Annotated in this window: 23 protein-coding genes; 11 read left to right on the top strand and 12 right to left on the bottom strand. The window is 66.2% G+C overall.

Annotated features, from left to right (window positions below):
- The first annotated feature begins 29 nt into the window (after positions 1–29).
- From CXY91_RS03005 to ung, 9 genes are all read left to right on the top strand, one after another.
- Positions 30–581, top strand: a complete 552-nt coding sequence (locus tag CXY91_RS03005; protein ID WP_100959251.1) for a 3-hydroxyanthranilate 3,4-dioxygenase — start codon at positions 30–32, stop codon at positions 579–581.
- A gap of 153 nt (positions 582–734) precedes the next feature.
- Positions 735–1874: an ABC transporter substrate-binding protein gene (locus CXY91_RS03000; RefSeq protein ID WP_248307328.1), complete on the top strand. Its 1140-nt coding sequence runs from the start codon at positions 735–737 to the stop codon at positions 1872–1874.
- Between the two features lie 75 nt (positions 1875–1949).
- Positions 1950–2864, top strand: coding sequence for a branched-chain amino acid ABC transporter permease (locus CXY91_RS02995; protein WP_091832562.1), 915 nt, complete (start codon positions 1950–1952; stop codon positions 2862–2864).
- A complete protein-coding gene (locus tag CXY91_RS02990) occupies positions 2857–3879 on the top strand; it encodes a branched-chain amino acid ABC transporter permease (RefSeq protein WP_199777343.1) in 1023 nt (340 codons plus the stop codon). Before CXY91_RS02995 ends, CXY91_RS02990 begins: the two co-directional genes overlap by 8 nt.
- On the top strand, positions 3876–4628 hold the full coding sequence (locus CXY91_RS02985) for an ABC transporter ATP-binding protein (protein ID WP_100959248.1): 753 nt from the start codon (positions 3876–3878) through the stop codon (positions 4626–4628). Before CXY91_RS02990 ends, CXY91_RS02985 begins: the two co-directional genes overlap by 4 nt.
- The gene (locus CXY91_RS02980) at positions 4628–5329 is read left to right on the top strand and encodes an ABC transporter ATP-binding protein (RefSeq protein ID WP_100959247.1); all 702 of its coding nucleotides are present in this window, start codon (positions 4628–4630) and stop codon (positions 5327–5329) included. The genes CXY91_RS02985 and CXY91_RS02980 overlap by 1 nt, the downstream gene beginning before the upstream one ends.
- Positions 5316–6431, top strand: a complete 1116-nt coding sequence (locus CXY91_RS02975; protein WP_100959246.1) for an alpha/beta hydrolase — start codon at positions 5316–5318, stop codon at positions 6429–6431. Before CXY91_RS02980 ends, CXY91_RS02975 begins: the two co-directional genes overlap by 14 nt.
- Positions 6428–7249, top strand: a complete 822-nt coding sequence (locus CXY91_RS02970; RefSeq protein ID WP_100959245.1) for an aspartate dehydrogenase — start codon at positions 6428–6430, stop codon at positions 7247–7249. Before CXY91_RS02975 ends, CXY91_RS02970 begins: the two co-directional genes overlap by 4 nt.
- An 86-nt stretch (positions 7250–7335) precedes the next feature.
- Positions 7336–8061 carry a uracil-DNA glycosylase gene (ung, locus tag CXY91_RS02965; protein ID WP_248307327.1) on the top strand — a complete coding sequence of 242 codons (726 nt, stop codon included), beginning with the start codon at positions 7336–7338 and terminating at the stop codon, positions 8059–8061.
- Between the two features lie 3 nt (positions 8062–8064).
- Here ung and CXY91_RS02960 read toward each other — a convergent pair whose 3' ends face one another.
- From CXY91_RS02960 to CXY91_RS02920, 9 genes are all read right to left on the bottom strand, one after another.
- Positions 8065–9297, bottom strand: a complete 1233-nt coding sequence (locus CXY91_RS02960) for a phenylacetate--CoA ligase family protein (protein ID WP_100959244.1) — start codon at positions 9295–9297, stop codon at positions 8065–8067.
- A 29-nt stretch (positions 9298–9326) separates the two neighbouring features.
- A complete protein-coding gene (locus CXY91_RS02955) occupies positions 9327–10001 on the bottom strand; it encodes a zinc metallopeptidase (protein ID WP_100959243.1) in 675 nt (224 codons plus the stop codon).
- Between the two features lie 31 nt (positions 10002–10032).
- Positions 10033–10878: an ABC transporter ATP-binding protein gene (locus CXY91_RS02950; protein ID WP_100959242.1), complete on the bottom strand. Its 846-nt coding sequence runs from the start codon at positions 10876–10878 to the stop codon at positions 10033–10035.
- 157 nt (positions 10879–11035) lie between these two features.
- On the bottom strand, positions 11036–12364 hold the full coding sequence (locus tag CXY91_RS02945) for an ABC transporter substrate-binding protein (RefSeq protein WP_100959241.1): 1329 nt from the start codon (positions 12362–12364) through the stop codon (positions 11036–11038).
- A 106-nt stretch (positions 12365–12470) separates the two neighbouring features.
- On the bottom strand, positions 12471–13550 hold the full coding sequence (locus CXY91_RS02940; RefSeq protein ID WP_091832597.1) for a branched-chain amino acid ABC transporter permease: 1080 nt from the start codon (positions 13548–13550) through the stop codon (positions 12471–12473).
- Positions 13551–13561: 11 nt separating this feature from the next.
- On the bottom strand, positions 13562–14476 hold the full coding sequence (locus CXY91_RS02935) for a branched-chain amino acid ABC transporter permease (protein ID WP_091834258.1): 915 nt from the start codon (positions 14474–14476) through the stop codon (positions 13562–13564).
- Positions 14477–14678: 202 nt separating this feature from the next.
- Positions 14679–15494: an ABC transporter ATP-binding protein gene (locus CXY91_RS02930; protein ID WP_100959240.1), complete on the bottom strand. Its 816-nt coding sequence runs from the start codon at positions 15492–15494 to the stop codon at positions 14679–14681.
- Positions 15491–17464: an AMP-dependent synthetase/ligase gene (locus tag CXY91_RS02925; protein ID WP_248307326.1), complete on the bottom strand. Its 1974-nt coding sequence runs from the start codon at positions 17462–17464 to the stop codon at positions 15491–15493. Before CXY91_RS02925 ends, CXY91_RS02930 begins: the two co-directional genes overlap by 4 nt.
- A 236-nt stretch (positions 17465–17700) precedes the next feature.
- Positions 17701–18642: a cytochrome P450 gene (locus tag CXY91_RS02920; RefSeq protein WP_158673248.1), complete on the bottom strand. Its 942-nt coding sequence runs from the start codon at positions 18640–18642 to the stop codon at positions 17701–17703.
- Between the two features lie 442 nt (positions 18643–19084).
- Here CXY91_RS02920 and CXY91_RS02915 point away from each other — a divergent pair, with 442 nt between their 5' ends.
- Entirely contained in the window at positions 19085–19420 is a 336-nt protein-coding gene (locus CXY91_RS02915) for a hypothetical protein (protein ID WP_100959237.1), read from the top strand.
- 39 nt (positions 19421–19459) lie between these two features.
- Here the strand turns inward: CXY91_RS02915 and CXY91_RS02910 are convergent, their stop codons facing one another.
- Together CXY91_RS02910 and CXY91_RS02905 are read right to left on the bottom strand one after the other, a co-directional pair.
- Positions 19460–19999, bottom strand: coding sequence for a GNAT family N-acetyltransferase (locus tag CXY91_RS02910; protein ID WP_100959236.1), 540 nt, complete (start codon positions 19997–19999; stop codon positions 19460–19462).
- 15 nt (positions 20000–20014) lie between these two features.
- The gene (locus CXY91_RS02905; RefSeq protein WP_100959235.1) at positions 20015–22384 is read right to left on the bottom strand and encodes an Orn/Lys/Arg family decarboxylase; all 2370 of its coding nucleotides are present in this window, start codon (positions 22382–22384) and stop codon (positions 20015–20017) included.
- A 215-nt stretch (positions 22385–22599) separates the two neighbouring features.
- On the opposite strand from CXY91_RS02905, the gene CXY91_RS02900 reads away from it, so the two are divergent.
- Positions 22600–23241: a glutathione S-transferase family protein gene (locus CXY91_RS02900; protein ID WP_100959234.1), complete on the top strand. Its 642-nt coding sequence runs from the start codon at positions 22600–22602 to the stop codon at positions 23239–23241.
- Positions 23242–23286: 45 nt separating this feature from the next.
- Here CXY91_RS02900 and CXY91_RS02895 read toward each other — a convergent pair whose 3' ends face one another.
- Positions 23287–23961 (bottom strand): Crp/Fnr family transcriptional regulator, encoded by a 675-nt coding sequence (locus tag CXY91_RS02895; protein WP_100959233.1) that lies wholly within the window; start codon positions 23959–23961, stop codon positions 23287–23289.
- Positions 23962–24061: the final 100 nt, after the last annotated feature.

Here is a 24061-nt window from a genome sequence, read left to right as displayed (position 1 = left end):
TTAAGGCTTGAACGACGGGAGAGACGGATATGGCGAGCGAAGGACGGCTGAAGGCCTTCAACTTCAAGAAGTGGATCGCGGAGAACGAGCACCTGCTGAAGCCGCCGGTCGGCAACAAGAAGGTGTTCGACGACGGCCAGATGACCGTGATGGTGGTTGGCGGGCCGAACCAGCGCGCCGACTACCATGACGACCCGGTGGAGGAGTTCTTCTACCAGCTCAAGGGCGACATGATGCTGAAGCTGGTCGACGACGGGAAACACTACGACGTGACGATCCGCGAGGGCGACGTCTTCCTGCTGCCGGCGCATGTGCGCCACTCGCCGCAGCGCCCGCAGGAAGGCTCGATCGGGCTCGTGGTCGAGCCGGCGCGCCATGCCGACCAGGTCGACGGCTTCGAATGGTACTGCTTCGAGTGCAACGGCCTGGTGCATCGCATTGAGCTCAAGGTCGGCGATCTCGTGAAGGACCTGCCGCCGCTCTACGAAGCCTTCTTCGCCGACGAGAAGGCCCGCACCTGCAAGCAGTGCGGCGCCGTCCACCCCGGCCGGAAGCCACCGGCCGGTTGGGTCGCGCTCTGAGCGACGACGAAGGTGCCGGTTCGTCCGGACACTTCGCGGCTCTTGCGCGCCAATTGGAAATTGCTTTAAGCTTAAAATAATTTCTGACAATCCGACGCGAATGATCGGAGGAGGGGAACCATGCAGCACCGTAAATCAGGATACCTGGGTTTGATGCTGGCCGCCGCCGTCGCCATGCCGGCGCTGGCCCAGCAGGCGCCGGTCAAGGTCGGCATGGTCACGACGTTGTCGGGGCCGGGCGGCTATCTCGGCCAGGACATCCGCGACGCGTTCAAGCTCGCCATCGACATGAACGGCGGCAAGCTCGGCGGCGCGCCGGTCGAGCTCGTGGTCGAGGACGACGCGCTGAAGCCCGGCCAGGGCAAGCAGATCGCCGAGAAGATGCTGAAGACCGACGGCATCAAGATCATGACCGGTATCGTCTTCTCGAACGTCGCCGGCGCGACCGTGCCTGATATCGTCGATGCCGGGGCGCTCTATGTCAGCCCCAACGCGGCGCCGTCGAACTTCGCCGGCAAGGAGTGCAACGAGAACTATTTCGTCGTCTCCTGGCAGAACGACAGCCTGCACGAGAGCGCCGGCCAGCACGCCACCAATCTCGGCTACAAGAAGGCCTTCATCCTCGCCCCGAACTACCAGGCCGGCAAGGATGCGCTCGCGGGCTTCAAGCGCCTGTTCAAGGGCGAGATCGTCGGCGAGGTCTATACCAGGCTCGACCAGACCGATTTCGCGCCGGAGATGGCGCAGATCCGCTCGGCCAATCCCGACGTCGTCTTCCAGTTCCATCCGGGCGGGCTCGGCATCGCCTTCCTGCGCCAGTACCAGCAGGCCGGCCTGCTCGGCAAAACCCCGATGGTGCTGGCCGAACCCTCGCTCGACGCGACCACGCTGAAGGCCGTCGGCGACGCGGCGCTCGGCCTCAGCGTCACCGCGCACTGGAACACCGATTTCGACAACGCCGCGAACAAGGCGTTCGTCGAGGCCTTCACCAAGGCCTACAATCGCGTGCCGACCTATTATGCCAGCCAGGGCTACGACACTGCCCTCGCCATCGCTTCGGCGCTGAAGGCGACCGGCGGCAAGGCCGATGTGCCGGCGCTGCGCAAGGCGCTCGCCAAGGCCGATTTCCAGTCGGTTCGCGGCGCCTTCAAGTTCGGCCCGAACCAGCACCCGGTCCAGGACTGGTACGCACTCAAGGTCGAGAAGGGCGCCGACGGCACGCCGGTGCTGAAGACCTCGGGCAAGGTGCTGAGCAATCACAGCGACGCCTACGCCAAGGATTGCAAGCTCTGAACCACTGACAAGCTCCCGCATCGACGGGGTGGGCTGCTGCGTGCCCATCCCATCGCCAGCCGGACGTGACCAGCAATGACGCTCGTTCTCGAACAATTGCTCAACGGCCTGCAGTTCGGCGTGATGCTGTTCCTGCTCGCTGCAGGCCTGACGCTGATCTTCGGCATCATGGGCGTGATCAACCTCGCCCATGGCTCGCTCTACATGGTCGGCGCCTATGCCGCCGCCTTTGCCGCAGCACAGACCGGCTCGGTCTTTCTCGCCATCCTGGCCGGCCTCGCGGCGGCGGCGATCGTCGGCATGGCGATGGAGCTCTTCGTGCTGCGCCGGCTCTATGCCCGCGACCATCTCGACCAGGTGCTGGCGACCTTCGCGCTGATCCTGATCTTCAATCAGAGCGTGACCCTTCTGTTCGGACGCCAGCCGCTCTTCGTCTCGGTGCCATCCGTGCTCAATGGCTCGGTCCAGCTGCTGCCGGGGCTGACCTATCCGATCTATCGGCTGATCATCATCGCTGTCGGCCTTCTCGTCGCGCTCGGGCTCTACCTCCTGATCAATCGCACCCGCATCGGCATGCTGGTCCGCGCCGGCGCGACCCATCGCGAGATGGTCAGGGCGCTCGGCGTCGATATCCGCCTGCTCTACACCGCCGTCTTCGGCCTCGGCGCCCTGCTCGCCGGCCTCGCCGGGCTGATGGCCGGGCCGATCCTGGCCGTACAGGTCGGCATGGGCGAGCAGATCCTGATCATGACCTTCGTCGTCGTGGTGATCGGCGGCGTCGGCTCGATCCGCGGCGCCTTCTTCGGCGCCCTGCTCGTCGGCCTCGTCGACACGGTGCTGCGTGCTTTCCTGCCCGGCCTGCTGCGCCAGGTCATGACCGGCTCGGAAGCCGATGCGCTCGGCGCCGGCCTGGCTTCGATGGGCATCTACATGCTGATGGCCGTGGTGCTGCTGGTGCGGCCTAAGGGACTCTTTCCCGCCAATGTCTGATGACGCCATCATCCAAACCGGCTCCCCCGCGCCGAGCACCGGCCGTGCTCTGATGCTGTTGGCATTGGCCCTCGGGCTGATCGCGCTGCCCTTTGTCGTCCAGGCGCTCGGCCAGCCGGCACTGGTGCCGTTGGCGACCCGCGTGCTGATCTATGCGATCGCCGCCGCCAGCCTGAACCTCGCGCTCGGCTTTGGTGGCATGGTCTCGTTCGGCCACGCCGCCTTCTTCGGCGTCGGCGGCTATGTCGTCGGCATCCTCTACCGCAACTATGTCGACGACAGCCTCTTCCTCGGCCTGATCCCCGGCACGAGCCAGCTGCTGATCACCCTGCCGGCCGCGATCCTGGTCGGCGGGCTGCTCGCCTTGCTGATCGGCGCGCTGTGCCTGCGTACCAGCGGCGTGCAGTTCATCATGATCACGCTCGCCTTCGCGCAGATGCTGTTCTTCCTGTTCGTCTCGCTGAAAGCTTATGGCGGCGATGACGGCATGACGATCCGGCGCCGCAACGAGCTCTTCAGCCTCAACACCCGTGACGACATCACCTTCTATTTCATCTGCCTCTCGATCGGCGTGCTGGTCTTCCTGGCGCTCTGGCGCATCGTCGGCTCGCGCTTCGGCATGGTGCTGGCCGGCATCCGCCAGAACGAGCGGCGCATGGCGGCGATCGGCATCGCGCCCTATCGCTACAAGCTCGCCGCCTTCGTCATCTCCGGCATGGGCACCGGCCTCGCCGGCGCGCTCATGGCGAATTATCTGCGCTTCGTCAGCCCCGACATGCTGCACTGGACGAAGTCGGGCGAGCTGATGATCATGGTCATCCTCGGCGGCGTCGGCACCCTGCTTGGCCCGCTCTTCGGCGCAGCCGCCCTCGTCATCCTCGAGACCGTCCTGACCTCATGGACCGAGCATTGGCAACTCGTGCTCGGGCCGATCCTGCTGCTCGTCGTCCTCTACACGCAAGGTGGGCTCAACGGGCTATTCAGCCGCCTCGGCATCGGCAGGAGCGCGCGATGAGCCAGCCGCTCCTCTCCGTCCACGGCCTGCGCAAGCGCTTCGGCGGACTGATCGCGACCGACAATGTCGATCTCGACGTCGTCGAGGGCGAGATCCACGCGCTGATCGGCCCGAACGGCGCCGGCAAGACCACCCTGCTGACCCAGCTCTTCGGCGAGCTCAGCCATGACGAAGGCGAGATCCGGCTGGAGGGCGAGCCGATCGACGCGCTGGCGACGCCGCAACGTGTCCAGCGCGGCCTCGCCCGCACCTTCCAGATCAACCAGCTGCTGCCGGATTTCAGCATGCTGGACAATGTCGCGCTCGCCGCGCAGGCGCGGCAGGGGCACAGCTTCCGCTTCTTCGCCGACGCCCGCCGCGACAAGGGCCTGCGCCAGCGCGCCCGCGAGCATCTGACCACCGCCGGCCTCGCCCATCGCGCCGAGGTCAAGGTCGCCGATCTCTCGCATGGCGAGCAGAAGCAGCTCGAATTCGCCATCGCGCTCGCCTGCGAGCCGCGCCTGCTGCTGCTCGATGAGCCGATGGCGGGCCTCGGCCACGCCGAGAGCGAGCAGATGGTCGCGATGCTCTCCGGGCTGAAGGGGCGCGTCACCATGCTGCTGGTCGAGCACGACATGGACGCCGTCTTCGCGCTCGCCGACCGGATCTCCGTGCTGGTCTATGGCCGCATCATCGCGACCGGGACAGCGCAGGAGATCCGCGACAACGCCGACGTCCGCACCGCCTATCTCGGCGAGGGAGACGCCTGATGCTGAGCGTGCGCAATCTCCAGTCGGCCTATGGCGCCAGCCAGGTGCTGTTCGATGTCGGCCTCGACATAGGCGAGGGCGAGGTCGTGACTCTGCTCGGTCGCAATGGCATGGGCAAGACCACGACGGTGCGCTCGCTGATGGGGCTATTGTCGCCCAAGGGCGGCGAAATCAGCTTCAACGGCCGCCAGCTCAAGGGCAATACGCCGGAGGCGATCGCCCGCTGCGGCATCGGGCTCGTGCCGGAAGGCCGGCAGGTCTTCCCGACGCTGACCGTGCGCGAGAACCTCGTCGCCACCGCAGCAAACCGGCTCAAGCGCTCGTCGCCCTGGACGCTGGAGCGTGTCTACGCCCTCTTCCCGCGCCTTGAGGAGCGCGCCGGCCAGTCGGCCCGCACGCTGTCGGGCGGGGAGCAGCAGATGCTGGCGGTCGGCCGGGCGCTGATGACCAATCCGAAGCTGCTGATCCTAGACGAGGCGACGGAGGGCCTCGCGCCGGTGATCCGGGCCGAAATTTGGCGCTGCATCGAGGCGCTGAAGGCGCAGGGGCAGTCGATCCTGCTGATCGACAAGAACATCGCGGTGCTGAAGCGCCTGGCCGACCGGCATTACATCATCGAGAAGGGGCGCACGGTCTGGTCGGGCTCAAGCAGCGAGCTCGCGGCCAACGCGGAACTGGTGCATCGCTATGTCGGCGTCTGAAAACGAGATCGTTGCGCGCAGCCTTGCGACCGATCCCGTCGAAGCCTTGCGCGACACGCTGAGCGAAATCCTTGCCGGTCTGGTCTCCGCCGGTTGCGGCCCGCATCACCTGACCGGCATGGACTGGGAGAGCGCCGATCCCGCCGCCTTCCATCTCTCGCGCCATACGGTCGAATTGGCCTATCGCGAGGTCTTCGCCGGCTTCCGGCCGCCGATCCGCCTTCAACTTGGAACGGAGCCGGGCCTGACCGTCCGCGCCCGCCACGCCATGCCACAGCCGCTGCCGGATATCGAGGTCGAGGGCTATCCGCTGCGCGAGCTCGGCCGGCAATACAGCCCGCGCCTGCAGGCCGACATGACCGCGCTGTTCCGGCGATGGAGCCGCGAAGGGAAGGCATTCCGCGCCGGGCATGGCGGGCTCGACCTCGCCTATGGCCCAGGCCGCTTCGAGACGCTCGATCTCTATCGTCCCACCGGCGTGGCGCGCGCCCCGATCTTCGTCTTCATTCATGGTGGCTACTGGCAGGCTTCTGACAAAGTCCAGCACGCGCAGTTCTCGCAAGGGCTGCTCGATGCCGGTTTCGCGGTCGCCCAGCCGAATTACGGGCTGGCTCCGGAGACGCCGTTGGAGACGAGCATCGCCCAGACCGTCGCCGCGCTGAACTTTCTCGTTCGCGAAGCCGAGGCGCTCGGCCTCGACCCGGCACAACTACACATCAGCGGCCATTCCGCTGGCGGCCACCTCGCGGCGATGGCCTTGTGCGACCCGGCGTCGCCGCCGGTTGCCTCGGCGCTGCTGCTCTCCGGGCTCTATGATCTGGAACCGCTCGGTCACCTCCCGATCGGGCGCCTGCTCGGCCTCGACGATACCGAGCGCGCGGTGCGCCTCAGCCCGCTCGGTCGGCCGCGCCTTGGCAATGCACGCCTCGCCTTCGCCGTCGGCGAGGGTGAGAGCGACGCGTTCAAGCGACAATCGGCGAGGCTGGCGGCGGCCTGGCAGGCGTCCGAGCCGCTGATCTGCCCGGGCCATCACTTCAGTATGCTCGATGGGCTCAACGGTGGCGCCCTGCTCGACCTCGCCTTGCGGACGGCAAGACCATGACGGCTCGTCGGCGCAAGCCGCTGAGGGTAGGGCTGATCGGCTGGGGCGCGATCAACCGGCATGTCGTCCGGCTGTTGTCGCGATCGGCGGTTGCCGAAGCGGTCTCGATCGTCGCCATCGGCGTGCGCTCGCCCGAACGCGCGCAGGATATCCCGGCCGACGCCAGCCTGCTGACCGACCCGCAGCAGCTTGCCGGGCTTGATCTCGACATCGTGGCGGAAGCCGCAGGGCAGCCCGCCGTCGCGCTCTGGGGTGAGAGTGCCTTGCGGCAGGCGGGGGCGTTCGCGGTGACCTCGGCCGGTGCCCTCGCCGACACGGCGCTGCTCGAGCGCCTCATCTCGGTCGCCGAAGCCGCCGGCAGCCAGCTCGTCGTCACATCAGGCGCGCTCGCCGGCATCGATGCGCTCGCGGCAGCTTCGGCGCTGCCGCTCGACGAGGTCGTCCACGCCATCGTCAAACCGCCGGCGGCTTGGCGGGGCACGCCTGCCGAGAGCCTCGTCCCGCTCGATGCGCTGACCGCACCGGCTAGCTTCTTCATCGGCTCCGCCCGCGAGGCGGCCCGGCGCTTTCCCCAGAACGCCAATGTCGCGGTGATCTCGGCGCTCGCCGGCATTGGGCTCGACCGGACCCGCGTCGAGCTGATCGCCGATCCCGGGATCGCCGAGAACTGCCATCGCCTAAGCGCGCATGGCGCCTTCGGCCGCCTCAGTGTCACCATCGAGAACAGGCCGCTCGCCGACAATCCGAAATCCTCGGAGATGGCCGCGCTCAGTCTCCTCCGGATGATCAGCAACAGCGTCAGCCCACTCTGCCGTTGATCCTGCCGCCACTCGACCGGGCCTTTGCGGACTGAGATGATCCGCTGGCTGCGATTGCGCCGCGCTGCGGGTTGCCTGAGATGACGATGAATGACCCGATCACGATGACATCGACGATGACCTATCGCGCCGCCCTTGATGCGTTTCTGGCCTCGCCCGCCTCAGCCTCCTGGCGCGATCTTTCCGTCTTCCGCGACGGCACGGTGGCGCGCGCCTGCGCCGCCGTCGATGCCGAGCGCGCTATCGGCCAGGTCGTGGCGCCGATGCCGGAGCGCTTTCTGGCGGCGCTCACGCTGACGCCGCTGGACGATGTCAGGGTCGTCATCCTCGGCCAGGACCCTTACCCGACACCCGGCCATGCCAATGGGCTCGCCTTCTCCTATGTCGGTCCGCCGCCGCTGCCGCGTTCGCTGGTCAACATCTACAAGGAACGCGCCGAGGATATCAGCCTCGCTGCGCCCGCTGACGGCGATCTCTCTGGCTGGGCGAAGCAGGGGGTGCTGCTGCTCAACACCGCGCTGACGGTGCGCGAGGGCGCGACGCAGGCCGGCTCGCATCTCAAGCTCGGCTGGCGCGCGGTGACGGACGCGATCCTCGCGGCCGTCTCGCAGCGGCGACCGCATGTCGTCTTCATGCTTTGGGGATTACCCGCGCAGGCCAAGCGGGGCCTGATCGACGAGAGCAGGCATCTCGTCATCGCCAGCGCCCATCCCTCGCCGCTCTCGGCGCGGCACGGCTTCTTCGGCTCGAAGCCGTTCAGCCAGGCGAATGACTGGCTGAAGGCGAAAGGGGAGGAGCCGGTCGCGTGGTGAGGGCTACCCGACCGGCCGCTCGTCGGCGATGACCTTGCCGTCATTCGGGAGTGCGCCGAGCGGCAGCACTTCGACAGCCCCCTTCAGCTTGGTGACCTGCTGCAGGGTCGAGGAGACCGCGTCGACGAAGCCCTTCGGCTCGGCATAGATCTCGGCCTTCAGCGTCATCGTGTCGAGTTCGTTGGCACGGCCGATGACGAGGCGGAGCTTGGCGATCTCGGCATGGCGGCGGGCGATCTCGGCGACCTGTTCGGGCCGCACGAACATGCCCTTGACCTTCGCCGTCTGGTCGGCGCGGCCGAGCCAGCCCTTGATCCTCGCATTGGTGCGGCCGGAAGCGCTCGCCCCCGGCAGGACCGCAGCGAGATCGCCAACCGCGAGGCGGATCTGCGGGTGATGCGGGTCGAGATTGGTGACGACGATCTCGCCGACCTCGCCCTCGGCGACAGGGTCGCCGGTGCCGGGGCGGACGATCTCGACGATCAGGTTCTCGTTCAGCACCATGCCGTCGCGGGCGCCGGTCTCATAGGCGATCAGGCCGATATCGGCGGTCGCATAGAGCTGATACGCGTCGATGCCGCGTTCGCGCACCCAGGCCTGCAGCGAGGGCGGGAAGGCCGCGCCCGAGACGATCGCGCGCTTCAGGCAGGAGGTGTCGACGCCGCGGCTGTCTGCGGCCTCGATCAAGAGCTTCAGGAAGTCCGGCGTGCCGAGATAGGCGCTCGGATTGTAGGCGCCGATCACCTCCATCTGCTGCTCGGTGTTACCGGGCCCGGCCGGGATGACGGCGCAGCCGATGGCGCGCGCCGCCGAATCCATGATGAAGCCGCCCGGCGTCAGATGATAGCCGAAGGTGTTGAGAACGACGTCTCCCTTGCGGAAGCCGGCGGCGTAGAGGCCGCGTGCCGTGCCCCAGGGATCGCTGCCGGCGCCCTCCGGCTCGAAGATCGGGCCGGGCGAGGTGAAGAGCCGGCCGAAGGAGCCGAGCGGCGAACCGACGAAGCCGCCGAAGGGCGGGCTGTCCTTGTGCAGCGCAGGCAGGTCGGCCTTGCGCAGCACGGGCAATTCGGCGAGCGCGGCGCGGTCGGTGACACCGGTCGGATCGACGCCCTTCAGATGCGCAGCATAGCCCGGTGTCGCCAGCGCAGCGGCGAGCACGGCCGGCAGTTTTGCGAACAGGTCGGCCTCGCGCCGCTCGGGCGGCCGGGTCTCGAGATCGTCGTAGTGCTCGCTCATCGCGCTTGCCCTTGGAAATGGTGCCCGGCCTATCGGCGCAGGATGCGAAGGAAATTGAGCAGTCCCATCAGGGAGGCCGCGACATAGGTCATCGCCGCGGCCCTCAGCACCCCGCGTGCCGCCGGCATGTCGTCCGGGTGCAGGTAGCCGTCCTGCTGGAGGATCGGGAGTGCCTTGCCGAAGCTGGCGTCGAATTCCACCGGCAGCGTCACGAGATGGACGACGAGCCCGATGCCGAGCAGCGCCAGCACCGCGGCGAACTGAGCGAAAAGCACGCCCGGAGCCCGCACCAGGATCATCACCAGCGGCGCGGTGACGAGCACCACCATCGCGACCTTGTCGACCTTGCCCAGTAGCCGGGCGAGGCTGGTGCGGATATCGAACAGGCGACTGCCCTGCGCATGCTGGAGCGCATGGGCGACCTCGTGGGTGGCGACGGCGACGGCGGTGATCGAGCGGCCGTCATGGTTGCCGGGCGAGAGCCGCACGGCACGGGCGTCGGGATCGTAATGATCTCCCGCGGCGGTGATCTCCACGGGGATGGTCTGCAGGCCGAAACGATCGAGCAGATGGCGGGCAAGCTCGCCGCCGGTGCCGGGAAGGTCTGGCCTGTCTGCGGCGTGCCTGTCCATTTCGTAGCGGACCCAGAATTGCGGACCGTAGATGACGGCGACGAGAATGAGGGCGAGGACGACATAGAGCATGACCGTGTCGTGCCCGCCGATCCCGGCCTGACTATGACAGCCAGCGCTTGCGGCGCTTGTAGCTCTTGACCTCGCGGAAGGACTTCTTGTTGCCCTCGGCGACGCCCAGATAGAATTCCTTCACGTCCTCGTTCTCGCGCAGCATCTTGGCTTCGCCGTCCATGACGACGCGGCCGGTTTCCATGATGTAGCCATAGGTGGCGTAGCGCAGTGCCATGTTGGTGTTCTGCTCGGCGACGAGAAAGGAGACGTCCTCCTTGTCGTTGAGCCGGCGAACGATCTCGAAGATCTCCTCGACGATCTGCGGCGCCAGCCCCATGGACGGCTCGTCGAGCAGGATCATCTTGGGTTTGCTCATCATGGCGCGGCCGATGGCACACATCTGCTGTTCGCCGCCGGAGGTATAGCCGGCCTGCGAGCCGCGGCGCTGCTTCAGCCTGGGAAAGAGCTCGTAGATCTTCTCGAGGTCGCGCTTGATCGCGGCATTGCCGTCGCGCCGGGTGAAGGCGCCGGTCAAGAGGTTCTCCTCGATCGAGAGATGGCCGAAGCAATGCCGGCCTTCCATCACCTGGATGCAGCCGCGGCGGACGAGCTCACTGGGCGACATCCTGTCGACGCGCTCGCCGTCGAAGACGATCGAGCCCTTGGTGACTTCGCCGCGCTCGGCCTTGAGCAGGTTCGAGATTGCCTTCAGCGTCGTGGTCTTGCCGGCGCCGTTGGCGCCGAGGATCGCGACGATGCCCTTGCGCGGCACGGTCAGCGAGACGCCCTTCAGCACCAGGATGACGTGATCGTAGATCACCTCGATATTGTTCAGCGACAGGATCGTGTCCGTCGCCGCGGTGGCTGCGGGCTTCTCGAGGGTGGCGGTCGACATTGAACCTCCAATCCTTCTCCCCTCGGGGGAGAAGGTGGCCCGGCGTCAGCCGGGTCGGATGAGGGACGGACGGATGAGGCGGTACAAGACTTCCCTCATCCGTCTGCTTCGCAGACACCTTCTCCCCCGGAGGGGAGAAGGATTGGCACTCGTCAGATCAGGACGATTTTTCGCAAGGCTCGGTGCGCTTGGGCCAATTGCCGGCCTTCTCGACATAGTCCTTGGCGTTGGCCTCGATCAGCGGCCGGACCTCGTCCTTCATCGGCTCGATCCAGTCGCCCTTCTGGGTCCACTTGGTGCCGTCCCATTCGGCGACATAGGCCTTGTGGTGGCCGGAATGGTCGGTGCAGCTGACCTTCACCGGCGAGGCGAAGCCGGCCATGCCGATCTCCTTGAGGCGGGCCTCGTCGATATTCAGGTTCTCGAGCCCGCGGCGCATGTCCTCGGGGGTGATCACCTTCTTGCCGGTCAGCTTCTGGGCGGTGCGGATCGCCTCGACGACGAGCATCGAGTTGTAGACGCCGCGATTGTAGAGGTTCTCGCCGACCTTCTCCTTCGGCGTCGTGCTCTTCCCCTTCTCGACGACATGCTTGAGGATGTCCTGGATCACCGGGAAGTTCTGGCCGGCCGCGTTGAAGTTCAGCGAGCGGTAGCCCTTGGCCTCGGCGCCGCCGGCGCGGGCGTCGTCGTCACCGCCGGCCCACCAGACGCCGACCAGCTTGTTGATCGGGAAGTTGTTCTTGATCGCTTCCTTCACTGCGGTCGGGTTCATCGCGCCCCAGCCCTGGTTGTAGAGGAAGTCCGGCCGGTCGCGGCGGATCGAGAGCCAGAGCGAGCCCTGGTTCTGCATGTCGGCCGCGGCTACCGGATAGAGCTTGAGCTCGAAGCCGTACTTCTTGGCGAGGTTCTCGAGCACCGGGATCGGCTCCTTGCCGAAGGGCGCGTCGAGATGGATCAGGCCGAGCTTCTTGCCCTTGAGCTTGTCCATGCCGCCGAGCTCGTTCGCCATGTGCTTCACCATCACCGAGGCGCCGTCCCAATAGGTCAGCGGCGGGATGAAGACCCAGGGGAAGTTGGTGCCGTCGGCCGAGGCCGAGAGGCCATAGGCCATCGACAGGATCGGCAGCTTGTCGACATGGGCGCGCGGGATCGCCGCCAGCGTCGCGCCGGTCGACCACGGGCTGTAGACGATGGTCTTCGACTTGACCTGCTCGTAGCACTCGATCGACTTCTTGGTGTCGTAACCGGTCTCGCACTCCTCGTAGACGATCTTGACGCCGTTCACGCCGCCGTCACGCTCGTTGATCATCGAGATGTAGTCGCGCATGCCGTCGCCGATCGGGATGCCGGAGCCCGAGAACGGGCCGGTACGATAGGCGTTGTTGGAGAAGTAGATCGTCTCTTGCGCTTGTGCCGGGGCGGCGATCGCTCCGGCGGCGAGAAGCGCGCCGACGGCGACGCTCCTGATGATGCTGCTCGTTTTCATAGGCCTTCCTCCGTGGTTGCCGGGTCCGGCCGAGCCGTCCCGTCTTCGCTTGCCCGCCGCTTGAAGACCGCGGCGAGTCGTTGTCCTTGGACCCTGCGCCCCGGTCTCAGTAGGGGAAGGGCCACGTCCGCAATTTCTGCTTCCCGATCTGCCAAAGCCGGGCAAGGCCGTGCGGCTCGAGGATCAGGAAGAGGATGATCAGCGCGCCGACCAGCATGAAGGTGACGTGCTCGGCCGTGGCGCCGCCGATCGGCACGCCCAGCGCCGGCAGGCCGAACTTCAGCGCCGTCGGCAGGATCGACAGGAAGGCCGCGCCGAAGAAGGACCCGATCAGCGAGCCCAGGCCGCCGATGATCACCATGAACAGGATGGTGAAGGAGAGGCGGATGGTAAAGACGTCGTTGGCTTCGCCGCCGCCATACCAGAGGAAGATCATCATCGCTCCGGCCACACCGGCGAAATAGGAGGAGACGGCGAAGGCCGTGAGCTTGGCGTTGAGCAGCTTGATGCCCATCAGCTCGGCGGCGATGTCCATGTCGCGCACGGCCATCCAGGAGCGGCCGAGCTTGCCGTGGACGATGTTGGAGGCGAACCAGGTCAGCACCACGACGAGCCCGAGGCAGACGAAATAGCGCGTCTCCGGTGTCGCGGAGGCGCCGGTGATCGGCAGGCCGAACAATGTGCGCTGCGGCACCTCGATCGCGCCGGAGGCGTTGTAGTTGAACAGCCAGGGCACGCGCACGAAGGCCCATTGCAGGAAGAACTGCGCGGCGAGCGTGGCGACGGCGAGATAGAAGCCCTTGATCCGCAGCGAGGGCAGGCCGAACAGCACGCCGATCGCCGCCGAGAACAGGCCCGACAACAAGATCAGGACGATGATGTTCACGCCCGGGAAGAAGGTCGTCAGCTTGTAGCAGGAATAGGCGCCGACACCCATGAATGCGGCGGTGCCGAGCGAGATCAGCCCGGTATAGCCGGTGAGGATGTTGAGCCCGATCGCCGCCAGCGAGAACACCAGGAACGGGATCATCACCGAGGCGATGAAGAAGTCGTTGCCGATCAGCGGGATGCCGACGAGGGCGATCGCCAGGATGACGGCGATGCCGATCCGGTCCTGCCGGAGCGGGAACACGGCCATGTCGGCGGCGTAGTTGGTCTTGTATTGGCCGGCTTCGCGGTAGAACACGGGTCAGCCTCTCAGATGCGTTCGATGATCTTGTCGCCGAACAGGCCCTGCGGCCGGAACAGCAGGAAGCCCAAGGCGATGAAATAGGCGAGCCAGCTCTCGATGCCGCCGCCGATCAGCGGCCCCCAGTAGAACTCGCCGAGCTTCTCGCCGATGCCGATGATCAGCCCGCCGACGATGGCGCCGGGGATCGAGGTGAAGCCGCCGAGGATCAGCACCGGCAGCGCCTTCAGCGCCACGATCTCGAGCGCGAAGGAGACGTCCGAGCGGGCGCCCCACATGATGCCGGTGATCAGCGCGACGATGCCGGCGGTGAACCAGACGATCACCCAGATCTGGTTGAGCGAGATGCCGACCGACAGCGCCGCCTTGTGGCTGTCGGCCACGGCCCGCAGGGCGCGCCCGATGCGGGTGTACTGGAAGAACAGCGCCAGCACGGCGATCATCAGCGAGGCGATGATGGCGGCAGCGATGTCGATCTTCTGCAGCGAGACGATGCCGCCCAGGATCTTCAGGTCGATCGCGCCCTTGGGCAGATAGAGCTGCTCGGCGATCATCTGCTTGGGATTGCCGCCGAAGATGGCCTCGCCGAAGCCGATCAGGAAATAGGTGATTCCGAAGGTCGCCATGAACAGGATGATGTCGGGCTGGTTGACCAGCGGGCGCAGCACCACGCGCTCGATCGTCACGGCGAGGGCGAACATCACGCCGAGCGTCAGGATGACCGCGAGGAAGGCTGGCACGCCTTTCTCGTAGAGGCCGACCAGCGTCAGCGCCGCGAAGACCACCATGATGCCCTGGGCGAAGTTGAACACGCCCGACGCCTTGAAGATCAACACGAAGCCGAGCGCGATCAGCGCATAGAGTACGCCGGAGACGAGGCCCTCCCAGATCGTCTGGGCGAGCAGGTCCGGGGCCTGGACCATCTGGTTGAACGGATCGACGAAGATATTGTGGATCGTGCCGGTCGGGTCGATGCGGGCGCCGATGAGCGCGGCGGCGACGAGGCCGACCACGATCAGGCCGGCCTTGACCCAGACATTGCCGAGGAGATTGGGCGCGGGCTGCGCGGCGATGTCGCTCATGCGCTCATGTCCTTTGCGCTCATGTCCTTGCTTGCGGCGGCCATCAGTGCGCCACTCCGAGATAGGCGTCGATCACGCGCTGGTCGGCCTTGACCTCGGCCGGGGTGCCGTCGGCGATCTTGCGGCCGTATTCGAGCACGACGACGCGGTCGGAGAGGTCCATGACCACCCCCATGTCGTGCTCGATCAGGGCGATGGTGGTGCCGAACTGATTGTTCACGTCGAGGATGAAGCGGCACATGTCCTCCTTCTCCTCCAGGTTCATGCCGGCCATCGGCTCGTCGAGCAGCAGGAGCTCCGGCTCCATCGCGAGCGCACGCCCGAGCTCGACGCGCTTCTGCAGACCATAGGGCAATTTGCCGACCGGCAATTTGCGGATGTGCTGGATCTGCAGGAAGTCGATGATGTCCTCGACCACCTTGCGATGCTCGATCTCCTCGTCCATCGCCGGCCCGTGGCGCAGCGCCTGCCAGAAGAAGCCCTTGCGCATCTTGAGGGTGCGCCCGGTCATGATGTTGTCGAGCGTCGACATGCCCTTGAACAGCGCGACGTTCTGGAAGGTGCGGGCGATGCCGGCGGCGGCGGCCTGGTGCGGCCTGACCTTGGCGCGGCGCACGCCCTTGTAGGTGATGCGGCCTTCTTGGGGATGGTAGAAACCGTTGATGCAATTCAGCATCGAGGTCTTGCCGGCGCCGTTCGGGCCGATGATGGCGCGAATCTCGCCCTTGCGGATGTCGAAGGAGACGTCGCTGATCGCCTTCACCCCGCCGAAGCGCAGGGAGACGTTGTCGACCGAGAGCAGCACCTCGCCCTTGTGCGTGACCGGTTCGCCGGCGACCGTCATGGAATGCGCGTTCATGCCGCCTCCTTCGTCGCCAGGCTCGAGACCGGGTAAACCTTGGCGTCGGCGACCTTGACCGTCGCTGAGATCACGCCCTTGCGGCCGTCCTCGAAGGTCACTTCCGTCGAGATATCCGCTTGGGTCGAGCCGTTGTACAAAGCCTCGACCAGCGGGGCGTAGCGCTCGGCGATGAAGCCGCGCCGGACCTTCTGGGTGCGGGTCAGCTCGCCATCGTCGGCGTCGAGCTCCTTGTGCAGGATCAGGAAGCGCTTGATCTGGGCGCCGCCCATCATCGGCTCGGCCGCGAGCGAGCGGTTCACCTCGTCGACATGCTTGGCCATCATCTCGTAGACCTGCGGATGGCCGGCGAGCTCCTGATAGGAGGCGTAGACGACGTTGTTGCGCTCGGCCCAATTGCCGACGGCGGTCAGGTCGATGTTGAGCGCGACGGTGGCGTAGTCGCGGCCCTGGCCGAAGGCGACGACCTCCTTGATGTTCGGATAGAACTTCAGCTTGTTCTCAATGTATTTCGGCGGGAACAGCTCGCCGGAGTTGAGCTTGCCGACATCCTTGGCGCGGTCGATGATCTTGAGGTGCCCGCTCTCGTCGAAGAAGCCGGCATCGCCCGAGCGGACATAGCCGTCCTCGGTCATCGTCTCGGCGGTCTTCTCGTCGTCCTTGTAGTAGCCGCGGAAGATCGAGGGCGAGCGGTAGAGCACCTCGCCATTGTCGGCGATCTTGATCTCGACCTGCGGCGCCGGCTTGCCGACCGTGTCGGCCTTGATCTCACCGTCCGGCTGCATGGTGATGTAGACGCCGGCCTCGGTCTGTCCATAGAGCTGCTTCAGGTTGACGCCGATCGAGCGGTAGAAGCGGAAGAGCTCGGGGCCGATCGCCTCGCCGGCGGTGTAGCCGACCTTGATGTTGGTCAGGCCGAAGCGGTTGCGTAAGGGCGCGTAGATGATGATGTCGCCGAGCTTGTAGAGCAGCCGGGCGGAGAGCGGCACGGATTCGCCGTTCAGGATCTTCTCGCCATGCTGCTTGGCGACGCCGAGGAAGTAGTTGAAGACCTTCCGCATCAGCGGGCCGGCATCCTCCATGCGCACCATGGTCAGCGTCAGCATGGTCTCGAACACGCGCGGCGGCGCGAAGGCGTAGGTGGTGCCGATCTCGCGGCGGTCGTCGACGACGGTTTCGGGCCCTTCCGGGCAGTTGACGCAGAAGCCGGCGATGATCGCCTGGGCATAGGAGAAGACATGGTCGCCGACCCAGGCGATCGGCAGATAGGCGATGATCTCGTCGTTCTCGTTCAGCCCGTCGAAGCTGCAGCCGATCTCGGCGGCGGTGATGACGTTGAAATGCGTCAGCATCACCCCCTTGGGCCGCCCGGTCGTGCCGGAGGTGTAGAGGATGATGGCAAGATCGTCGCTCGCGCCCTGCTCCATCTCGCGGTCATGCGCGGCTGAAACCGTGGTGTCCTTGAGCGCGGCGCGCCCGGCCTCGATCACGTTGCCGATGTCGTGCAGCTTGGCGTGGTCGTAATCGCGCAGGCCGCGGGGCTCGTCATAGAGCATGTGGCGCAGGGCCGGCAGCCGCTCGACGACCGAGAGAACCTTGTCGACCTGCTCCTGGTCCTGCACGCAGGCGAAGACCGCCCCGGCATGGTCGAGCACATAGGCCATCTCGTCGGCGACGCTGTCGGCATAGACCGGTACCGGGATCGCGCCGAGCCATTGCGCCGCGGCCATCGACCAATAGAGGCGCGGGCGGTTGTAGCCGATGATGGCGACCTTCTCGCCGCGCTTCAGGCCGAGCTGCTCGAAGCCTTTGGCATAGGCGCGGACCTGCTCGGCAACCTCGGCCCAGGTCCAGGACTGCCAGATGCCGAGGTCCTTGTGCCGGAACGCGACGCGTGCGCCGCGCTCCCGCGCATTGCGCAGCAAAAGCTTGGGAAAGGTGTCCGCCCGGCCGGCGGCTGCGCTTGCCACGATATCGTCTCCACCCTGTCGCCCCGTCTGTCGCGGGTTGTCGGGGCCTTGCGCCCTTTTGCGATCATGCAAGCTTTGCAGGTGCCTCGGCGCTGTGCAAGAAGCCACTTGACAGACAAGACGCATTTGGGGCGCTATTGTCCCGCCGAGGTTTGGCCTGCTCTACCCGAACCGGTGTTTCTCAGGCAGTTTCGAGAGTTTGCGGCCCCCCGATCGTGCAGGAGGCCGCGTTGCCGTCACACGAAACGGATCGGCGCGCTTTCACTCAAACGCGAGAAGCGCGGCAGGAACCGTGTTTCGCCGATCCTGACAGGTTGCGGCCCGCCACTGACCAGCAGAGCGCACACGGCCTCTTCGGCGAGCAGCGAAGCGAGCTGCCGGCCGAGGCAGCCATGGCCGCCAACGCCGAAGGCGAGGTGCCGTTTCGCTGGCCGGGCTGGATCGAACCGCGTCGGCTGTTCGAAGGCCCATCCATCCAGATTGCCCGACGGCCACCACATCGTCAATGAAGTGCCGGCGGCAATCGTCTCGCCGCGCCAGACGATGTCCTCGGCCGCCATCCTGGCGGTGAGGATCGTTGGCGAGGTCAGCCGGAACGCCTCCTGCACCGCATCGGAAAGCGTGTACTGTCCGGCCGACAGGTCGAGGCGCAATTGCTCTTGTTGCATCAGGTAGTCGAGGACGCAGAACACGCCCGAGATCGTCGTTTCGACGGCGTCGAATGCAAAGCCTGCGACCAGATCTGCAGCCTTGGCGGCGCTCCCCGACGGCAATCGCGCCGCGATGTCGCGCATCAGCCCTGATTGGCCCTCGGATTCGAGCTCGTGCAGCAGCCGCAGCAGGCCGCGCGCCTCCCGGTTCGCGGCGGCGAGCCTGTCCGGCGCCGGCGCGAAGGACAATTGCTCGCCGATGGCGGCTATTGCAAAGCCGATCCGGCCTGCCTGTTGCTGGTCTATCCCGGCAAGTGCACAGAAGGCGCGGGCGGAAAGCGGTGCGACGAAGTCGCGGACCAGGTCCGGATTCGCTGCGCCGAGCAGGTCCCGGCGCGCCGCATCGGCCAGATGCCGGATCGTGGGCCGCAACGCCTCGATCCGCTGGGCCGACAGCCCGGCAATGACCGCTTGCCGCAGGCCGCGATGTTCGGGCCCCGCCAGGGTGAACAGGCCCCAGCGCAGCAAGGCGTGGATATCGGCCTTGTCCGGGCCGAGACCTTCGGGCGGGAAGGGATGGCCATCGAGGCGCGGGTCGCGCCCAAGCGCGAAGAGCGCCTCATAGCCCAGTACGGACAGGCCGCCGGTCGATGCGAAGAGGCCGTCGCCGGTAGCGAGGGCAGATTGGAAGAAGGGTGCGGGATCCTGCCAGAAGGCGGGATCGGCAGGCAATTCAAAGGTGTGCATCTTGGTTCGCTTTCGTCATCAAGGCAGAATCGATCGCGCCCGCTCTCGGTGAGGCGGGCTGCGGACGTGCGCTCGATGAGGTCAGCGAAGCCGGATGGATGCGGTCATGGCGCCGAGCTACCATACTCCGGCCTCGGGGTGAACCTGGCGGGGCGATGCGGGTGGAAGGCAGCGCCTTCGATCTGCCGCTTTCGAACCGGAAGCTCGATTCGGGGACTGGCCAATGCGTGCTCTTGCCTCGATCGCGATGCTGCTCGCCGCGGGCGCCACGCAGACGCATGCGCATCGGGCGCCGGGCGGCTGGGACTATCCGTTCGAATGCTGCTCCGAGGCCGATTGCGCGCGGATCGATCCAAGCGAGGTGCGGGAGACTCCGTCCGGCTTCGTCGTGACGATCATGCCCGGTCGCCATCCGATGTGGGCCAGCGAGCGCCGCCAGCCGGCCGTGCTCGACATCCCCTATCAGAAGGCCCGTCTTTCGCCGGACGGCTTCTTCCATCTCTGCATGAACGATGCGGGCGAGTTGCTCTGCTTCTTCTCACCGGGTGGGGGATCGTAGTGCTGATGTCGGCAACGGGTCGCAAGCCGACATTCCGCCTCACCCAATCGGCTGCGTCGCACCCGGCCCCAGCGATCTCTGCACCATGACGCTGTCGGACCATTTGCCATGGCGATAGGCGACGCCCGGCAGCAGGCCGACCCGGGCGAAGCCGAAGCGCTCGTGCAGCGCGAGCGAGGCGCCATTCTCGGCGTCGATATAGCCGATCATCTGGCGAAAGCCGGCGGCAGCGCAGGCGTCGATCAGCGCCTGCATCAGGAGCCGCCCGATGCCGCGGCCGAGATGCTGGTGATGGACGTAGATCGAGTGCTTCACCGTGAAGCGATAGGCCGGCCGCTTGCGGAACAGCACGACATAGGCATAGCCGACGACCTCGCCGCCACGGGTCGCGACCAGATGCGGCAGCTTGCGGCTGCGCAGGTTCTTGCGCCGGTCCTTGAGATCGTCCGGCTGCGGCGTGCCGGTGTCCTCGATACCGGCCTCGATGCCGTGGCGGATATGCCGGCGATAGATCGCCAGCATCGGCTCGACATCGTCGTCGCGGGAGGGGCGGATGATGATCGGTAGCTCGCTCTCCATATGCCGTCGCGATCCTCAACCCTGCGCCTGCTCGCTGACGACATAGGTGTGGAGCCGCACCCGCCCTTCGGCATCGACCTCGCGATAGACGCCCTGGATCTCGACATCGAAGCCGGGGAAGAGATTGAAGCAGGCCTCGAACATTTTGAGATAGTCGATCATCGGCTTGGCCCGCTCGGTCAGGCGCTCGCCGGGGACGATGGTCGCGATGCCCGGCGGGTAGACGACGAAGGGCGTCGTCGCGATCCGCCCGGCGATGGCGTCGATCGGCAGATAGTCGACATCGTTGCGCGTCAGGCAGCGCGCCGCATCATGCGGCGACATCGCCATGTCCGGCAGATGCTCTGGCGAGAACTGCCGGTTCTGCAGCCCGCTGACGTCGTGGTCGCGGAAGAAGCGATGCATCTGTCCGCAGAGATCGCGCAGGCGCACGCCGCCATAGCGGCCCGGCCGGCGCCGGTAGAACTCGGGGATCGCGTCTTCCAGCAGGGCGTTGTCGTCGTGCAGCTTCTTGAAGGCGACCAGTCCGCTGATCAGCGTGCCGGCCTTGCTGGCCTCGACGCCCGGCGTCAGCAGGAAGAGCAGCGAGTTGAGATCGTTCTTCTCGGCGACGATCCGGTTCTCGCGCAGGAACTGCGCCACAACCGGCGCCGGGATGCCATGCTCGGCGTAGGCGCCGGTCTCGCGGTCGAAGCCGGGCGTCAGCAGGGTCAGCTTGTTGGGGTCGGTGATGGCAAAGCCCGGCTCCATCTGCGTGAAGCCATGCCAGTTGGCATCCGGTGCGAGCTGCCAGTAGGCGGGGTTGCTGGCGAGCTGGTCGGTCGCCACCATCTCCCAGGCGACATCATGGACGGCGCCTTCGCGCGACGCGTCGGCGATCGTGACCCGATCCGGCACGAAGGGCTCGAAGAACCAGCGCCGCTCCGGCCTCGTCTCCTTCTCCTCGAATTCCCGGCGGACAGCCCGGATCTTCTTGCGCAACTCGATGCCGAGCCGGATCGTGTCATCCCACAGCACCTCGCCGGAGCGGCCCTTCATCATCTGCGCGCCGACATCGAGCGAGGCGAACAGCGGATAGAACGGCGAGGTCGAGGCGTATTGCATGAAGCTCTCGTTGAAGCGCCGGTGTTCGACCCGGCGCTTCTGGCCCTTGATGTGCCGGTCCCTGATGTGGATCTGCGAGGCCTGGCTGAAGCTCGCGAGCTGCTTGTGCGTCGACTGCGTCGCGATGATGCCGGGCGACTCCGGCCCCAAGCCGGTCAGCCCCATGGCGAAGCGCCCGGCATAGAGCGGGTGGAATTTCATGAAGCCGGCCCAGGCCTCGTCGAAGAGGATGTACTCGCAGAGGTGGCCGATCTTATCGAGGATCATCTGGGCCGAGTGGATCGTGCCGTCATAGGTGCACTGCTCGACCACGGCGACGCGGAACGGGCGCGGCTTCTTCCAGGCCTCGGCATCCTTTACCAGCGGATTGGTGCGAATGCGCTCGCGCAGAGCCTCCTCGTCGAAGCTCTCCCAGCGCATCGGGCCGATCAGGCCCCAGGCATTGCGCGCGGTCGGGATGTAGACGGGTATGCCGCCGGCGATCAGCAGCGCGCCGTGATGGGCGGCCTTGTGGTTGTTGCGGTCGAATAGGACGAGGTCGCCATCGGTGACCAGGGCCGCGAGCGCGACCTTGTTCGAGGTCGAGGTGCCGTTCAGGACGAAATAGGTCTTCTCCGCCCCGAAGATCTGCGCCGCTTCCTTCTGCGCCTTCAAGGCGGGCCCCTCATGAGTCAGGAGGTCGCCGAGATCGAGCACGGAGTTGTCGAGATCGTCGCGGAAGACCGCCTCGCCGAGATGCTCCATGAAGACCCGGCCGATCGGGCTGCGGCTGTAGAACACGCCGCCATTATGGCCCGGGCAGGTCCAGAGATGGTTGCCCTCCTCGGCATAGTCGACGAGCGCGCCGAAGAACGGCGTCTTCAGCGTCTCGGCATATTGCTTCAGCCGGCTGATCAGGCTCTTGGCGATGAAGGGCGGCGTCTCCTCCGAGAGGAAGATGTAGCCGTCGATGAAGTCGAGCACCTCGACCGGCACGTCCTCGAAGCGCTTGCGGCGAATCAGCAGGATGATCGGGAAGTCGAGGCCGCGCCGGCGCATCAGGTTGATCAGCGCGGCGGTCTTCCCTTCCAGGCCCTTCTTGCCCCAGTCGACCACCATGCAGCCGATGGCGGCGTCGGTCTGGACGGCGATCTCGGCATCCTCGAGCTTGCGCGCCTTGACCACCTCGAAGCCCGACCGCTCGATCTCGTCGATGATCTGATTGAAGCGGATGCCTTCGAGATCCTCGGCATCGAAGTTCGGCGTCGCGAACAGGAAGGTGAAGCGCCTGAAATAGTCCATGCCGGCTCCGCTGGGCGTGAACCCCAACCATTGGGCGAATTATGCGACAATTCGGCGACCATCGAGCCGGCTAGGTTCGGACAGTGCCGTCGCTCCTGCCGCAATCGGTAAGTGCGGACGTTTGCGAATCCAGCCGGGGATCGTGAGCTTGACCGCTGCAGGTCGGGAGCCTGACAAATGGCGCCCCAGACGATGACCGAAATGGTAGCTCCGAGATGCTACGTCTTCACTATTATCCCGGGTTCATCAGCCTCGCCACGCACATCGTCATCGAAGAGATCGGCTTGGACTATGAGCTGTCGTTCGTGAACCTGCACAAGGGGCCGAACAGGAGCCCGTCCTATCTCGCGCTGCATCCCGACGGCCTTGTCCCCGTGCTGGAAGACGGCGATCTGGTTCTCTACGAGAGCGTCGCCATCATCCTTCATCTCCTCGAAAAGACGGGCGGCGCATCGCTATTGCCCGAGCAGGGCAGCGCTCTCAGGCCGCAGTTCTACAAATGGCTGATGTGGCTTTCGACTGCCTTGCACGCCAATCTGTCGCTCTATTTGCACCCCAGCAAGGTTGCGGCGTCTGTTGAAGCGCAAGCGGAAGTGAGAGGTGCGGCCGAGCAACGCGTGAACGCCCAGTTCGACCGTGTCGAGGAGGAATTGGCGCGGCATGGCGGTGCCTGGCTCCTGGGCGACACCTATACGGCCGCGGACGCCTATCTCTTAACGCTTGCCCGCTGGTCGCGCGGCATGCGTCGTCCCGCCGCCAGCCGACCGCAACTGGGCGCTTATCTGCAGCGCATGATCGCCCGGCCAGCCGTGCAGCGCGCCCATGCGCAGGAGCACATCCCGCAGCCTTGGGTCTGAGGCTTCGAGGCCCCGGAAGCGGACCTTGCTTCCAGCAAGCGCCGTCTACCCCTCGTAGCGCGCCAGCCGCTCCAGATCGAGGATCGTCACCTCGTTGTGGCCGATCTTGATGAATCCGAGCTCGGCGAGCCTCGCGAGGCTCTGATTGGCCATCTGCCGGGAGATGCCGGCGAGCAGGCCGAGCTCCTCCTGGCTGATCGTCAGCGTCCGCTCGTTGTTCGGATAGAGGATCGGGTTGAACAGCCAGGCGAGGTTGCGGGCGAGGCGCCCGGTGGCGCCCAGCATGCGGTCGTATTCGGCGAGGCCGATGAACTGGGCGAGGCGCTCGTTGAACTGGTGGACGAGGAAGCGGTTGAAGGCGGCCGAATGCTCGAACAGCCAGAGGAAGGTCTGGCGCCGCATCAGCGCGACCTTGCTCTCGCGCAGCGCGACGAGATCATAGCGCCGCGCCTCGTTCTTGATGATCGTGCCCTCACCAAACCAGGCGCCGCCGCGCAGTCCGGCGAGCGTCGCCGATTTGCCGCTGCGCGAGGTCGTGCTCATCTTGAGCAGCCCGTCGGCGACGCCGGTCCAAGATTCCAGCCGGTCGCCGACATGGCAGACATAGGCGCCCTTGCCATAGGCCTTGAGGCTGGTGCCGCGCCTGGCCTCCTCGAACTCCTCCGGCGTGAGGTCGTTCGACCAGGCGGCGATGCGGCGCAGCTCGTCCTCGGAAATCAAGATTCGCCGGCCCCTCGCATGCGCTCGTCGCGCACTATGCGGCCCGGTTCATCGCAAACTCAAGTCAGGCAGGCTGTCGTGCGGTCTGCGCCGATCCCCA

Source organism: Allobosea sp. FBZP-16 (assembly GCF_002831785.1).
GTDB classification, from domain to species: domain Bacteria; phylum Pseudomonadota; class Alphaproteobacteria; order Rhizobiales; family Beijerinckiaceae; genus Allobosea; species Allobosea lupini.
The sequence above is the reverse complement of the archived record's forward strand: the minus strand, read 5'-3'. Positions and strand labels throughout refer to the sequence as shown.